General features: G+C 42.9%; 14 protein-coding genes. 11 read left to right on the top strand and 3 right to left on the bottom strand.

Features of this window, described 5'->3' with window-relative positions; translation table 11 throughout:
* The first annotated feature begins 73 nt into the window (after positions 1–73).
* Together mnmL and VRU48_RS09995 are read left to right on the top strand one after the other, a co-directional pair.
* Complete coding sequence (mnmL, locus tag VRU48_RS10000) at positions 74–1,021, top strand: tRNA modification radical SAM protein MnmL/YtqA (RefSeq protein WP_330107798.1); 948 nt, start codon at positions 74–76, stop codon at positions 1,019–1,021.
* A 32-nt stretch (positions 1,022–1,053) separates the two neighbouring features.
* Positions 1,054–3,318 (top strand): family 20 glycosylhydrolase, encoded by a 2,265-nt coding sequence (locus tag VRU48_RS09995; RefSeq protein WP_330107797.1) that lies wholly within the window; start codon positions 1,054–1,056, stop codon positions 3,316–3,318.
* Between the two features lie 357 nt (positions 3,319–3,675).
* Here VRU48_RS09995 and VRU48_RS09990 read toward each other — a convergent pair whose 3' ends face one another.
* Positions 3,676–4,146 carry an SRPBCC family protein gene (locus tag VRU48_RS09990; protein ID WP_330107796.1) on the bottom strand — a complete coding sequence of 157 codons (471 nt, stop codon included), beginning with the start codon at positions 4,144–4,146 and terminating at the stop codon, positions 3,676–3,678.
* 266 nt (positions 4,147–4,412) lie between these two features.
* Here VRU48_RS09990 and VRU48_RS09985 point away from each other — a divergent pair, with 266 nt between their 5' ends.
* The 3 genes from VRU48_RS09985 (at position 4,413) to VRU48_RS09975 (ending at position 7,574) form a co-directional block, all read left to right on the top strand.
* Entirely contained in the window at positions 4,413–5,771 is a 1,359-nt protein-coding gene (locus VRU48_RS09985) for an ammonium transporter (RefSeq protein ID WP_330107795.1), read from the top strand.
* A 122-nt stretch (positions 5,772–5,893) separates the two neighbouring features.
* Positions 5,894–6,943, top strand: coding sequence for a porin (locus tag VRU48_RS09980; RefSeq protein ID WP_330107794.1), 1,050 nt, complete (start codon positions 5,894–5,896; stop codon positions 6,941–6,943).
* Between the two features lie 52 nt (positions 6,944–6,995).
* Positions 6,996–7,574, top strand: coding sequence for a DUF4468 domain-containing protein (locus VRU48_RS09975; protein WP_330107793.1), 579 nt, complete (start codon positions 6,996–6,998; stop codon positions 7,572–7,574).
* A 77-nt stretch (positions 7,575–7,651) separates the two neighbouring features.
* On the opposite strand, the gene VRU48_RS09970 is transcribed toward VRU48_RS09975, so the two are convergent.
* A complete protein-coding gene (locus tag VRU48_RS09970) occupies positions 7,652–8,125 on the bottom strand; it encodes a ribonuclease H-like YkuK family protein (protein WP_330107792.1) in 474 nt (157 codons plus the stop codon).
* A gap of 288 nt (positions 8,126–8,413) precedes the next feature.
* Here VRU48_RS09970 and VRU48_RS09965 point away from each other — a divergent pair, with 288 nt between their 5' ends.
* On the top strand, positions 8,414–9,721 hold the full coding sequence (locus VRU48_RS09965; RefSeq protein ID WP_330107791.1) for a DEAD/DEAH box helicase: 1,308 nt from the start codon (positions 8,414–8,416) through the stop codon (positions 9,719–9,721).
* A 36-nt stretch (positions 9,722–9,757) separates the two neighbouring features.
* A complete protein-coding gene (locus tag VRU48_RS09960) occupies positions 9,758–9,988 on the top strand; it encodes a DUF1456 family protein (RefSeq protein ID WP_330107790.1) in 231 nt (76 codons plus the stop codon).
* 151 nt (positions 9,989–10,139) lie between these two features.
* Here the strand turns inward: VRU48_RS09960 and VRU48_RS09955 are convergent, their stop codons facing one another.
* Entirely contained in the window at positions 10,140–10,499 is a 360-nt protein-coding gene (locus VRU48_RS09955; protein ID WP_330107789.1) for a response regulator, read from the bottom strand.
* 206 nt (positions 10,500–10,705) lie between these two features.
* Here VRU48_RS09955 and VRU48_RS09950 point away from each other — a divergent pair, with 206 nt between their 5' ends.
* From VRU48_RS09950 to VRU48_RS09935, 4 genes are all read left to right on the top strand, one after another.
* Positions 10,706–11,209 carry a GbsR/MarR family transcriptional regulator gene (locus tag VRU48_RS09950; RefSeq protein WP_330107788.1) on the top strand — a complete coding sequence of 168 codons (504 nt, stop codon included), beginning with the start codon at positions 10,706–10,708 and terminating at the stop codon, positions 11,207–11,209.
* 61 nt (positions 11,210–11,270) lie between these two features.
* Positions 11,271–11,618, top strand: coding sequence for a hypothetical protein (locus VRU48_RS09945; protein WP_330107787.1), 348 nt, complete (start codon positions 11,271–11,273; stop codon positions 11,616–11,618).
* A gap of 19 nt (positions 11,619–11,637) precedes the next feature.
* Positions 11,638–12,036: a hypothetical protein gene (locus VRU48_RS09940; protein WP_330107786.1), complete on the top strand. Its 399-nt coding sequence runs from the start codon at positions 11,638–11,640 to the stop codon at positions 12,034–12,036.
* 236 nt (positions 12,037–12,272) lie between these two features.
* The gene (locus tag VRU48_RS09935) at positions 12,273–12,656 is read left to right on the top strand and encodes a hypothetical protein (protein WP_330107785.1); all 384 of its coding nucleotides are present in this window, start codon (positions 12,273–12,275) and stop codon (positions 12,654–12,656) included.
* Positions 12,657–12,943: the final 287 nt, after the last annotated feature.

The raw sequence follows: 12,943 nt of genomic DNA, 5'->3' as shown, positions 1-12,943 counted from the left end.
TACTCCATGCACATGACGCAATACGCCGTACGCGCTACGCATTCCGCAACTAATTCCGTACCTTTGTACCTCAATGGGCACAGCATTAGATCTAGGTTTTAAAAGCTACAACAATTACGGCACGCACCTGCGCGAAAAATACAATGGCCAGCGTGTGTTCAAGGTCATTGTTGATGGTGGCTTTACCTGTCCCAATCGCGATGGCAGCAAGGGCTTCGGTGGCTGTACCTATTGCAATGTCGATTCCTTTACGCCCGAACTTTCGCGGAAGTTGCCTACCATAAGGGAACAGGTAGAACAGGGCATCGAAAGAGCACGTAATTCTTATCGTGCCGAGAAATTCATCATCTATTTTCAGCCCAATACCAATACCTATGCACCGGCACATTACCTCAAAATGATGTATGACGAGGCGCTTTCTGTCAACACAAACGATGTGGTAGGCTTTGCCGTAGGCACAAGACCCGATTGCATCGATGCCGAAAAAATCAAGTTGCTCGAAAGCTATACCGATCGTTATGATGTTGACCTGGAAATGGGTATGGAATCCATTTACGACGAAACCTTAACCCAAATCAACCGGGGCTGTAGCCACCAGGAGTTTGTGGATGCCGTAAACCTGGTGCAAAACAGCAAGCTTAACCTTTGTGTGCATACCATTTTTGGCTTTCCGTGGGAAACCCGCGAAATGATGGAGGGCTATATCCACGAGGTTAACCGTTTTCCGCAGATCAAGTTCATCAAGTTCCACCACCTGCATATCGTTGAAGGCTCTATCATGGGCGTTAAGTACAAAAGAAATCCTTTTAAGCTTTTTTCTTTGGAAGAATATACCGATTTGTTGTGTGAATTCCTACCTTTATTAAGACCGGATATAGTGGTACAGCGGCTCTTCGGTATTTCCGATTGGGAATTGTTGATTGCACCAAATTGGGGGCTTAAAAAATCGGCTATCCAAACCTATATGGATAAGGAAATCGAACGCAGGGGCGTGGTGCAGGGGTCGAAGTTCGGCTTGTAGGCTATATCTAAAAACATCTTATCCTATCTAAAATGAAGATAAAATTTTTTATCGCGTTGCTGCTGTGTGTTAAATTGGTAGCGGCTCAACAATCGGCGCCATATGCCATTATCCCTAAACCTGTAAAAATAACCAGTGCTCCGGGAAGTTTTGCATGGAGCGGTTCAACAAAAATTACAATAGCCAAAGGCGGTGCCGACCTGATGCCTGCGCTGAACGAACTCAAGGCCATTGCAGGTGCCATCAAAACCAAAAGCACACAAGCAAATGCTATCGTGTTGCATAAGGATGCTACCATTACAGCCGAAGAAGGCTATCGGTTAACCGTTAACCAAAAACAAATAGAAATACGGGTTGCTGGTTTGCCGGGTGCCTTTTGGGCCATATCGAGCCTCAAACAGCTTATCGGAACAGAAGCTTTTGCCAGTAGTGGCAAAACAATCAAAGTGCCTTGCGTAGCGATAGAAGATCAGCCTCGGTTTGCCTGGCGGGGGATACACTTGGATGTGTCGCGCCATTTTTTCGACTTGCCTTACCTGCGCAAAATGATCGACAGGATGGCTTATTATAAGTTCAACAAATTTCACCTGCACCTTACCGATGATCAAGGCTGGCGCATCGAAATCAAGAAATATCCGGAACTTACCGCAAAAGGAGCTTGGCGCACCCTGAACAACCAGGATTCTGCTTGTTTGGAGCTGGCCAAAACCAATCCTGATTTTGCCTTGCCCGAAAAACATTTCAAAACCATCGATGGCAAAAGAATGTATGGCGGTTTTTATACGCAGGAAGAAATGCGTGCGCTGATTGCCTATGCCTTGGATAGAGGAATTGAAATTATCCCAGAAATAGACATGCCTGGCCACATGATGGCCGCTACCCAGCTCATGCCTTGGCTAACCACGCAGGGCAAAAGTGGCATGGCCAAAAACTTTAGCGAGCCTTTATGTCCCTGCAAGGAAACTACTTTTGAGTTTGCCGAAAATGTATTCTCGGAAATAGCCGCTTTGTTTCCGAGCCGTTACATCCATTTGGGTGCCGACGAAGTAGAAAAGGAAAGCTGGAAGCATTTGCCCGAATGCGAAGAGTTGATGAAAAGAGAAGGACTGAAGAGCGTTGATGAACTGCAGAGTTATTTTGTGCGCCGGATGGAAAAGTTCTTTAACAGCAAAGGCAAGAAACTCATTGGCTGGGACGAAATCCTCGAGGGAGGCGTGTCTTCAACCGCAACGGTAATGTACTGGCGTTCGTGGGTGAAAGATGCCCCGAAAATCGCAGCGGCCAAAGGCAACCGCGTAATCATGACCCCGTCGGCCTATTGTTATTTCGATTACAAGCAAGACAACGGAACCATCAAAACTTTATACGGGTTTAATCCCCTGGCCTTTGGTCTAGATGCCAAAGAACGTGAAAATGTAATTGGCGTACAGGCGAATATCTGGACAGAATATATCCCGACGGAAAACAGGTTGGAATATATGATTTTTCCAAGGATGCTGGCCTTGGCCGAAGTAGGTTGGGGCACAGCCGATGCCGATTGGACAAATTTTAATACCCGTTTGCAGACCCAGACTAAACTATTAGATGCGATGCATATCAATTACAGGATGCCCGACATTTTAGGTTTTACCGAAAAAAGTGTTTTTGTTGATAGTGCTTACCTGTCAGCCCAGAAGCCTTTTGCCGATATGCTGGTTCGTTATACAACTGATGGTACAGTGCCCAACCAATCGTCTAAAATTTTGCCCGACCAGCTGCTGGTCAAAACTTCAACCCACTTTAACGTTGCGGGATTTAGCAAAAGTGGCTATCGTGGCGATATTTATGCCATCGATTATGAAAAACAGGCCTATTTGAAGCCGGAAAATGTAAGCAGCCTGCAAAAGGGCCTTCGCTTTTATTATTATCCAGTCTTTTATAAAAACACTAAGGCGATTAACGAAAAAGATTTGGCTGCCGAGAAAACGACGAAGGCGATCGAAATCCCGGTTGGCCAAACGGCTCCGAGTTTTGCCACGCGCCATGTAGGCTATTTTTATGCGGCAGAAACGGGCGTATATTCATTTGCCCTGCGTTCTGATGATGGAAGTGTGCTCAAAATAGGCAATAAAACATTGATCGATAACGACGGCATGCATTCGTCGGTAGAGAAATCGGCTCAGATTGCGCTCGAAAAAGGCTATCACCCTTTTGAGTTGCTTTTTGTTGAGGGTGGTGGAGGTTATACCTTGCAATTGCAATGCAAAACGCCAAAGGGTAAGCTCGAAGATGTAAACGAAGCTATGTTTTTTCATTAAGTAGCCCTCAAATCTTTGGTTTTTGATAACTAGGCTAAGTGAAATAGATTAACAGATTTTTGTTGCCATATCTGTTGGTTTTAAGCTTAATCTGTCAAGCTGTGGCAAAAAAGGAGTGAGTCGGCTTGTGGTTATAGGTCTGTTAAGGTTGGCCACAGATTAACGGATTTCTTTTGTAGCGTTTTATGTTTGACCTAATCTGTCAATCTGTGGCAAAAAAGTAGTGAATCGGCTAGTGGTTAAAAGTTTGCTGAAGTTGGCCATAGATTGGCAGATTTTTATTGTTAGGTAACTTCGTTTTAAGGCTAACCTGTAGATCTGTGGCTGTTTAATAAGGGGTGATGGCTGGTGTTTTGCTTAAGCCATCACTCCAAAAAGTTCCGTCGTTTTTGCTTTCCTGAAATCGAAAATCTCTTTTAACCTCTTCCTTACAAAAAGACCATGCGCCATTTGTCCAAAAATACCAAGGGGTAAGCCATAGGTTAAAATGTCGGTCATTTCAACGCCGTTGGGTATGGCCCTGAAGTGGTGCTGGTGGTGCCAGAACTTAAAAGGTCCAAAACGTTGCTCGTCTATAAAGTACTTCTCCTGTGCTACTTGGGTAATCTCGGTCATCCAGTTGAGCTTAATGCCCAATAGTGGCGATACCTTATAGGTGATAATCATTCCCGCATACATTTTTTCGTCCGGATCCTGTTTGGAGGTTACGATAAACGCCATATCGCTTGGCGTAATCTGGGCCAGGTTCATCGGCGATGAAAAGAAGTCCCAGGCATTTTCCAGTGAAATCGGAAACCGTTGTTTAAAAGTCAATTGATATGATTTCATGATAAAATAAAGATACGATTAACTTTTTTGATATTGGTTTTTGTGATTTTTATAAAAAGTATAAAAAATTATATATTTTTTGTTTTAAAATTTAGTGTTTTATAAAAATTTACTATTAAAAATGATAAAAATTTATATTTATTCGATATATTTTTATTTTTAAGTATATTTTTTATTGTGTTTATAAATTATTTTTTCATGTTTTTAAAAATTTTATGGTTAATTTTAGGTAATTATCAAAAAATAAACAGAAAAATTGAAAATTTATGGCAAAAATTCTATTTAAACAGTGGGCTCCATTCGCGATTTTAATTTTAATTGCAGTTTTATCTCTTTTTGTGCCCTTGCTTCCTAACTTCGACGAAGGAAAATATAATGCGGCTGATGTTGCATTTATATTGGTTGCCGCCGCGCTGGTGTTTTTAATGACGCCAGGCTTGGCATTCTTCTACGGTGGCATGGTGCATCGCAAAAATGTACTTTCAACCATGATCAAAAGCGTAGTAGCCGCGGGAGTAATTACCGTGCTTTGGGTAGTGGTAGGTTTTAGCCTGGCTTTTGGTACCAGTATTGGTGGCTTTATCGGGGATCCCAAAACATTTTTGTTTTTTCAGGGCGTAAATTCCGGGCCTGCCTGGGGAACTATTCCGCTTTCGCTGTTTGCGGTTTTTCAATTGATGTTTGCCATCATTACGCCCGGACTTGTGGTAGGCGCCGTTGCTGAGCGTATCCGTTTTACTTCGTACATCCTGTTTATTGTATTGTTCGCGCTTTTTGTATATTCGCCATTGGCCCACTGGACATGGTCGCCAAATGGCTTTTTGCTCAAAATGGGCGTGCTCGACTTTGCCGGCGGAACCGTAGTGCATATCTCGGCAGGTATGGCCGCTTTGGCCGGAGCTTTGGTGCTCAAAAGAAGAAAATCGCACTTGGAACATAAAGAAGTGCCGCCAGCCAATATTCCTTATGTGTTAATCGGTACAGGTTTGTTATGGTTTGGCTGGTTCGGCTTTAACGCAGGTTCGGCCTTAAGTGCAAATGCTTTGGCGGTTTCGGCATTTTTAACCACCAATACAGCGGCTGGCGCAGCGGGCTTGTCGTGGATGTTTTTTGATGTTGCCCGAGGTAAAAAGCCTTCGGTATTGGGCTTTTGCATTGGTGCCGTGGTGGGCTTGGTGGCCATTACGCCGGGAGCGGGCTTTGTCAGCATTCCATCGAGTATTTTTATTGGTGTGGCTGCTGCGGTAGTGTCTAATCTGGTGGTTTCGTGGAAACAAAAAACCAGCTTAGACGATACCTTGGATGTTTTTCCTTGCCATGGTGTTGGGGGTATTGTAGGCATGTTGCTGACAGGAGTTTTTGCCACCAAAACCGTAAACAGCGCTGGTGCCGATGGCTTGCTTTATGGCAATGCGGAGTTCTTCTTTATCCAGTTAAAAGGAGCGCTCATTGTAATTATCTTCAGCTTTGTGGTGTCGTTTGTGATCTTCAAGCTGGTTAACCTCATTCAGCCGATCCGCGTAAGCGAAGCCGAAGAAGAGGTGGGGTTGGATGCCTCGCAGCACGATGAAAAATATAGCCAAGGCACTTTGATCGTTGCGGGAAAAGAAGTGGCAAACAACTAGGTAAATCAAACCAAATATTTTGGGCTATCTGCAAAATTGAACCACATTTTGATGTGGATAGTCCGGCTATTGCCTTTTAAGTCGTCAGATAATGGATTAAAATAAACCTCAAACCTAAAATTATGAAAATTAAATCTCTACTATCTACCTTTACCGCCTTAGGATTTACTGCCGCTGCTTATGCCCAAGAATCATCGGGTTCTCCCTTACAGATTTCCGGATCAGTAGATACCTATTACAAGTACGACCTCAATAAGGCAAGCAATATCAAAACCTATTTTGCCAACGAACAGAATTCCGTTTCGCTGGGAATGATAGACCTGGCGCTGAAAAAGGCAACCGGCAAAGCCTCTTTTGTGGGCGAACTGTCTTTCGGGCCTCGAGGCCAATCGCAGTCTGTCCCCAATGCGGCGGGTACCTACGATGAAAAGACCAATAGCTTCCACATCCAGAACCTTTACATTAGTTATGCCTTTACCGACAAATTTAATGTCACTGCGGGCTACATGGGCACTTTTATCGGCTACGAAGTCATCTCGCCCGCGGCTAATTTCAACTATTCTACTTCTTACCTCTTTGGTTCAGGGCCGTTTCAGAATGCGGGCATCAAAGCCAGCTATACGTTTTCGGATAAAGTAAGCCTAATGGCCGGCTTGTTCAACGATTGGAATGTATATCAGGATTTTAATGGCGTATCGCACATTGGCGCGCAACTCACCCTGAGCCCGGTTTCGGGTTGGACGGCTTACCTCAATTTTCTTTCGGGCCGTTCGGCAGGCGTGGCGGGCACGGGCACTATTTTCGATCTGACCACGGCTTATCAAATTACCGATCAGTTTAAATTGGGCCTAAACGCTGCCAATTACACCATTTCGAACAACAATGGAGGTTATGCGGGAGTTGCCCTATATCCGCAATATGCGTTTGCCAAGGCTGTGGCTTTGGGGCTAAGGGCCGAATATTTTAACTATAAAGGCGTAGCCGGTGCCAAAGATGCCGCGGTAGCTTCGTTTACCTTGTCGGGCAATATCAAGTCGGGTGGCTTGACCTTTATTCCTGAGGTGCGTTTAGACAGCGATAAAGACTTTTCGCAAGGCTTTTTAAGGCGAAACGGCATAACCGCGACTAAAAATGCCTCGCAGTTTTCTTTGGCGGCCGTTTATGCTTTCTAGTGTTGAAACCAACGTCGGGCGCAAGTCCGGCGTTTTTTAGGTGCAAAAGCTTATGAAAATTATATTATTGACAGTCCTGTTCTTCTTTAGTTGCAGGGCGGCCATAGCGCAAAGCGAAGGCTTGGCTATTAACGAAAATGGGAAATTCATTTATTACGAGGTGGTGAAACAGGAAGGCACAAGCAAAGATTTGCTAAAAAGCAGGTTAGAGGCCTATCTCAAAAAGCAAAAAAATCTAAAGTTGCAGTCCGTAGGAACAGATAGTACGGTGTTGGCGAAGGGCAAGTTTGTTATCAATAAAACCCTGCTGGTTGTGTCGCATCCCTCTGGCGAAGTGTTGTACAATTTTAATGCGGAGGTGAAGGAAGGGAAGTATCGTTTTTGGCTAAGCGATTTTGGCTTTATTCCCTATCAGCGGGATCGCTATGGAAACTTTGTAGCCACTACGGCCAAAGCCGTCCCGTTGGAAGAAAATCCGGGCAAGCTAAACGAAGGGCAATGGAAAGAATATCGAACGCAAACCGCTCAATATGCCCAAGATTTTGCCACCAAGCTGAAGCAGCATATGGCTAACGAAAAAGAGGCAGAAATTCCTGTGCCCACCCAAAAAGTGGTCAGTAAATCATGGTAGCCAGTCTGAAGTCGTCAGTTCCAAGTCTAGAGTCTAATTCTACTATGGACTATCGACTAAAGACTATTGACTAGGGCCTAATGTACCATCTTATCGGCGCAGGTCGAGCTGGCGAAGGCTTCGGGTTTGGCTTTAAAAATAAAACCCATGCTCAAAATGTAGCCCATAGCCTCGTTTAGAGCCTTGTTGGATTTAAACATCGGATTGGTATTGATGTCGGCATGCACCTCCAAATCTACGTCGTACACATCAAGCAAGTCGCAAACCGAATAGGCAGTTTCGATTGATTTCTGTACTTCGACCAGCATTCTTTCCTTGATACCCATTTTTTGGGTGGTTTTTTCCTGGCTGATGTACATAAAGCCACCATGGTGTTCCCTTAGCAAAACAATGACGGTAGCAAAATCGGTAATGGCGCCTTTAACCTGCGAATCTGTGCCGATGCACACTTTGAGTTTGAAGCCGTTTCCGGTTTCTCTGATAATCGCTTGTTCAACTTCTTCTAAGATTGACGAATGGATTACTTCGCCACTAAATTTTTTCCAGCTCATACGTTGTGGTGTTAAGGTTAACAACCCGTAATCAGGTTTCCTAAATTTAAGCGCTTCATGTGAAATTGCAGTTAACGGTATATTGTTTATTTGCTAACATTTAATTGGTTATCAACAAGATAAGGTTTTTTAGGGAGATGTGGAAGCAAAAATGGAAAAGGGGTTGGTGGGCCGAAGGTAGAAGGAGGGAAGGCAAAAGAATGGAAGATTGGAAACTTTCAAGCCGCTAAACCTGGAACTCTGGACTACAGACTGAGGACTATTGACTAAAATAGCTACCTTTGGACCATGATTCCACAGTCGGTGCTCGATAACCTTAAAATTGCTTCCTTTAACCAAATTCAGGAACAGGCCATAGTGGCCAGCCAAAAAGGAAGTGATGTTGTTATTTTGGCACCTACTGGTTCCGGAAAAACCCTTGCTTTTTTGTTGCCAGTGCTCAATAGGCTTAACAAAGAGGCGAAAGGCATCCAATGCCTTATTCTGGTGCCCTCAAGAGAACTGGCCTTGCAAATCGAATTGGTTTTCAGGCAAATGGCATCGGGTTTTAAAATAACCTGTTGCTACGGAGGCCACGAGGTAAAAACCGAGCTCAACAGCTTAAAAGAAGCTCCCGCGGTTTTAATTGGTACGCCCGGACGGATTGCCTTTCACCTCGATGCGCAGCATTTCGACGAATCGACCATCACCACATTGGTGCTCGACGAATTTGACAAGGCGCTTGAGTTTGGGTTCCAGGCCGATATGGGCTATATCATTGGCGCCTTGCGTTCTTTAACACAACGCATCCTGACTTCAGCTACCAATATGGAAGAAATTCCGGATTTTACGGGCTTGCAAAATCCCGTTACCCTCAATTTCTTAACCCATAGCGAAATAGTACCAGCCGTTACGCTGAAAAAAGTAGCAAGCAAAGCGGAGGACAAGCTAGAAACCTTGTTCGAACTCATCTGTAGCATCGGAAACGAAGCCATGCTGGTTTTTTGCAACCACCGCGAAACGGTCGACCGCATTAGCGATTTGCTCATTGAAAAAGACCTGATCCACGATATTTTTCACGGTGGCATGGAACAAGACGAGCGTGAACGTGCCCTGCTCAAATTCAGGAATGGGAGCAATCTTATTTTGATTACCACTGATTTGGCTGCGCGTGGCCTGGATATTCCTGAGGTAGCGCACATTATCCACTACCAATTGCCACATACCGAAGATGCTTTTGTGCACCGCAACGGACGCACGGCCAGAATGAATGCCAAGGGAACTGCCTATTTGATTTTGGCTCCCGACGAGCAATACCCTTTTCTAAGTGCCGAAATAGAAACTATCGATTTGAAAGGTCCTTACCCCATGCCACAAGATAGTGCCTGGCAAACTTTGTATATTAGTGCCGGCAAAAAAGACAAGGTCAATAAGGTTGATATTGTTGGGCTGTTGCTCAAAAAAGGCGGATTGCAAAAAGAGGAAGTAGGGCTGATCGAAGTGAAAGACCAGGCGGCCTATGTAGCCATCAAAAGAACGCAAATGGCAAAAGTGGTCAAGAAACTGGCCAACGAAAAAATTAAGAACAAGAAAGTTAAAATAGAAGCGGCTTTTTAAGGTCGACGAACTATTTAAGCTGCCAACCATACGATTATGAGCAATAACGATATCATGAAAAAACTAAGGGTAGCCTTATCCTTGAATAGCGATCAGATTATAGAGATTTGCAAACTGGTTAATTTTACGGTAACCAAAAGCGAATTGGGCGATATCTTCAGAAAAGACGATCATCCGAATTTCAAAAAATGTGGTGATCAAATCTTGCGTAATTTCTTAAATGGACTGGTTATTTACAAACGTGGTCCACGCGAAACCCAGGAATAAGGGAGAATTCAGGAACTAAGGAGATGTTTAAAGTTTTAGGCTGCTCTAGGATCTCTATCAAGTTAGCCGCTAAATGGGCTTGCAAAGCAATTGCTTCAAAAAGTTTTAAGAAGCCCCGCTATCAAGAATTAAAAATGGCCAGGTCGGCTTTTTAGTTCACCAGTTTCTCTATTTTACTGAGCAAGACATCCATTTTAAAAGGCTTGGCCATAAAATCGTTTGGGGCGCATTCCATATCCTGTATTTCCCGCAGGTCGTATAATCCAGACATCATCAGGATAGGGATGTGGGTGGTATCTTCATGAGATTTAAGTTGGCTGCAGATAATCCGCCCATCAATTTTACCCAACACTACATCTAGCAATATCAGATCGGGCTCAAACTCGGCGATGCGTTCGAACACGATTTCGGCATCGTTTAAAGGCTCTACATCGTAGCCGCCAATTTCTAAAATCACGGCAATGGTATCTAGCACATCATCATCATCGTCAACAACTAAAATTTTCTTCATAGGTTCAAATATAAAATATTGTACAGTTTAGCTACAGGTTATAACAACTAAAAACCGTGCATGTTTCTTTAAAATTCAATATACAGGTAGAAACTTTAAATCTTGGCCAAAAATAAAATTTTAGCGTACAAAATCGGGGTTTGGCAGGAAATAAAAATATATTTCAATTATTTTTGAAAGTTTGAAAATAAATTCTATATTTGGATATGGATTTCGCTACTGCCAAAAATAAATTTCTGCAAACCTGGGGCGCATTGGGCTCGCAATGGGGCATTAATAAAACCATGGCACAGATCCATGCCTTGCTTATGGTGTCGGACGAAGCCATTTCGATGGAAGACATCATGCAGGAACTACAGATTTCGAGGGGCAATGCCAGCATGAACCTCCGGGCTTTGATGGATTGGGGCATTGTGTATAAGGAAAACAAGCCGGGAGAGCGAAGGGAGTTTTTTATTGCGGAAAAGGATTTAGACGAGCTGGCCACCAAAATTGCCAAAGAAAGAAGCAAAAGAGAGATTAAGCCTGCCTTGAAAATGCTTAAGGAGGTTTCGTCTATCCAGGCCAATGAAACCCCTGCCGAAAAGCATTTTGTGGAGCAGACCAAAAAACTTTACGATTTTGTGGGCCGTGCCGATGAAATGATTGATAAGGTAACTACCTACAAAGACAACTGGCTGGGCAAACTGATGATTAAATTACTGAAATAGGCAAATTTTTTTGATACAAACTTTCAATAATTTCTGAAAATATAGTAAATAAAATATTATTATGAATTACAATCTGCTCGGCTATGCGGTCTTTATCACCTTGATTGTGCTCATCATTGTTTTTGTAGGTCGCAGTTGCTATCGGAACGGCAACCTGTTTGTGGCGGAGCTGTTGCCCGGCCACCTCGATCTTTGCCAGCAAATAAACAAGGTGCTGCTGGTTGGCTATTACCTGGTTAACATTGGCTATTGTGCCATTACCTTGGTTGCCTGGCAGCAAATTACAAGCATGCCCCAACTGGTTGAAGTCATCGCTGTTAAAATGGCCATTATTATCGGTATCATTTCGGTTTTGCATTACCTAAACATCCTTTTATTAACCACCCAGATCCAAAAACTAATCCGCTAACAACTCAATACTCAATAATATGGAAACTACAAAAATTCTGATCGGCTATGCAATTTATGTCCCTGTGGCACTTTTCCTGACTTTTTATGTGTCAAGAACCTTATTCAGGAACAGCAAGGTTTACATGCTCGATATTTTTAAGGGGAGGGAAGAGATTGCCTTTGCCACCAACAAGCTTTTCGAAACCGGTTTTTACCTGCTCAACTTGGGCTTTGCCTTAATGATCCTGCAACTTACGCTCTATAAAAACGACTACCAATCTTTGGTGGAAGCGCTTAGTTACAAAATAGGGACTTTCTCTATTTACTTGGGCCTTATGCTTTTTGTTAACCTCTATTTCTTTTTTAGGGGTAAAAGAAAAGCGAAAGAAAACAGTTTGCCTAAGCCTGGGCCAATGCCTCCAAAATTTGTAGCCTAAAAAGCAAAGGCTCCGCAGTACGGAGCCTTTCTTTGTTTTTTTGCTGTCGTTAATGTCTTTCATCAATGGGTAATATGGGCTTGTTGGTGAAGAACACCAACAAGTGCGATGCGATAAAGAACATCAACAAGAATAATAGCTAGAGCTAGATGCCGAATCGGGATCTATTTGCCATCGTTGGTGTTCTTCACCAGCGATAGGTGGAAAAACAATTAAGGACATTAAATAAAAAATAAATGATAATTAAATTTCTTTCGACGCTTTTATCAAGTATTGTCGGTATTTATTTGTGGGTGACCATCCTCGATTTTTTAACTCCTGTTTACGACTTTAATGAAACATTTTTTGGATTTCTGATTTATTATGGGCCTCTTATGTTTACGCTGCTTGTTTTTACAAAATGTGCGATTTATATAGTTAGGCGTTTTGAAGCTGTCAAAAAATTTCTGAAAAGCGAAACAGGATTATTTCTTACGCTTTTGGGATTAATGAGTTTATTTATCCCGTTGAAAGCTATGATTGTTAATGATTATGATTTCAAAGTCAGTTTTTTGATAGCTTATCTTATTTCTATGCAATTATGTTTTCTATCACAAAAAATCGCAAATAACTATTTCTAAAATAGCAAAGGCTCCGCAGTACGGAGCCTTTCTTTGTTTTTTTGCTGTCGTTAATGTTTTTCACCAATGGGTAATATGGGCTTGTTGGTGAAGAACACCAACAAGTGCGATATTTCGATGCAATTATGTTTTCTATCACAAAAAATCGTAAATAACTATTTCTAAAATAGGAAAGGCTCCGCAGTAAGGAGCCTTTCTTTATTTTTCTTGCTATCGTATTTTTCTTGCTCTTGTTGGTGTTCTTCACCAACGATTTAATTATACAGTTCTTATCGGTGAAAAACACA

Origin of the sequence: Pedobacter albus, from assembly GCF_036324255.1 — a bacterium.
GTDB classification, from domain to species: Bacteria; Bacteroidota; Bacteroidia; order Sphingobacteriales; family Sphingobacteriaceae; genus Pedobacter; species Pedobacter albus.
Note: the sequence above shows the minus strand (reverse complement) of the source record. Positions and strands in the feature narration are given on the sequence as shown.

Excerpts from the sequence above, each read along its gene's own strand:
- VRU48_RS09940 (WP_330107786.1), top strand. The coding sequence starts at position 11,638 with ATGGAAACTACAAAAATTCTGATCGGCTATGCAATTTATGTCCCTGTG.
- VRU48_RS09955 (WP_330107789.1), bottom strand. The coding sequence starts at position 10,499 with ATGAAGAAAATTTTAGTTGTTGACGATGATGATGATGTGCTAGATACC.
- VRU48_RS09995 (WP_330107797.1), top strand. The coding sequence starts at position 1,054 with ATGAAGATAAAATTTTTTATCGCGTTGCTGCTGTGTGTTAAATTGGTA.
- VRU48_RS09990 (WP_330107796.1), bottom strand. The coding sequence starts at position 4,146 with ATGAAATCATATCAATTGACTTTTAAACAACGGTTTCCGATTTCACTG.
- mnmL (WP_330107798.1), top strand. The coding sequence starts at position 74 with ATGGGCACAGCATTAGATCTAGGTTTTAAAAGCTACAACAATTACGGC.
- VRU48_RS09945 (WP_330107787.1), top strand. The coding sequence starts at position 11,271 with ATGAATTACAATCTGCTCGGCTATGCGGTCTTTATCACCTTGATTGTG.
- VRU48_RS09985 (WP_330107795.1), top strand. The coding sequence starts at position 4,413 with ATGGCAAAAATTCTATTTAAACAGTGGGCTCCATTCGCGATTTTAATT.
- VRU48_RS09980 (WP_330107794.1), top strand. The coding sequence starts at position 5,894 with ATGAAAATTAAATCTCTACTATCTACCTTTACCGCCTTAGGATTTACT.
- VRU48_RS09975 (WP_330107793.1), top strand. The coding sequence starts at position 6,996 with ATGAAAATTATATTATTGACAGTCCTGTTCTTCTTTAGTTGCAGGGCG.
- VRU48_RS09960 (WP_330107790.1), top strand. The coding sequence starts at position 9,758 with ATGAGCAATAACGATATCATGAAAAAACTAAGGGTAGCCTTATCCTTG.
- VRU48_RS09935 (WP_330107785.1), top strand. The coding sequence starts at position 12,273 with ATGATAATTAAATTTCTTTCGACGCTTTTATCAAGTATTGTCGGTATT.
- VRU48_RS09965 (WP_330107791.1), top strand. The coding sequence starts at position 8,414 with ATGATTCCACAGTCGGTGCTCGATAACCTTAAAATTGCTTCCTTTAAC.
- VRU48_RS09950 (WP_330107788.1), top strand. The coding sequence starts at position 10,706 with ATGGATTTCGCTACTGCCAAAAATAAATTTCTGCAAACCTGGGGCGCA.
- VRU48_RS09970 (WP_330107792.1), bottom strand. The coding sequence starts at position 8,125 with ATGAGCTGGAAAAAATTTAGTGGCGAAGTAATCCATTCGTCAATCTTA.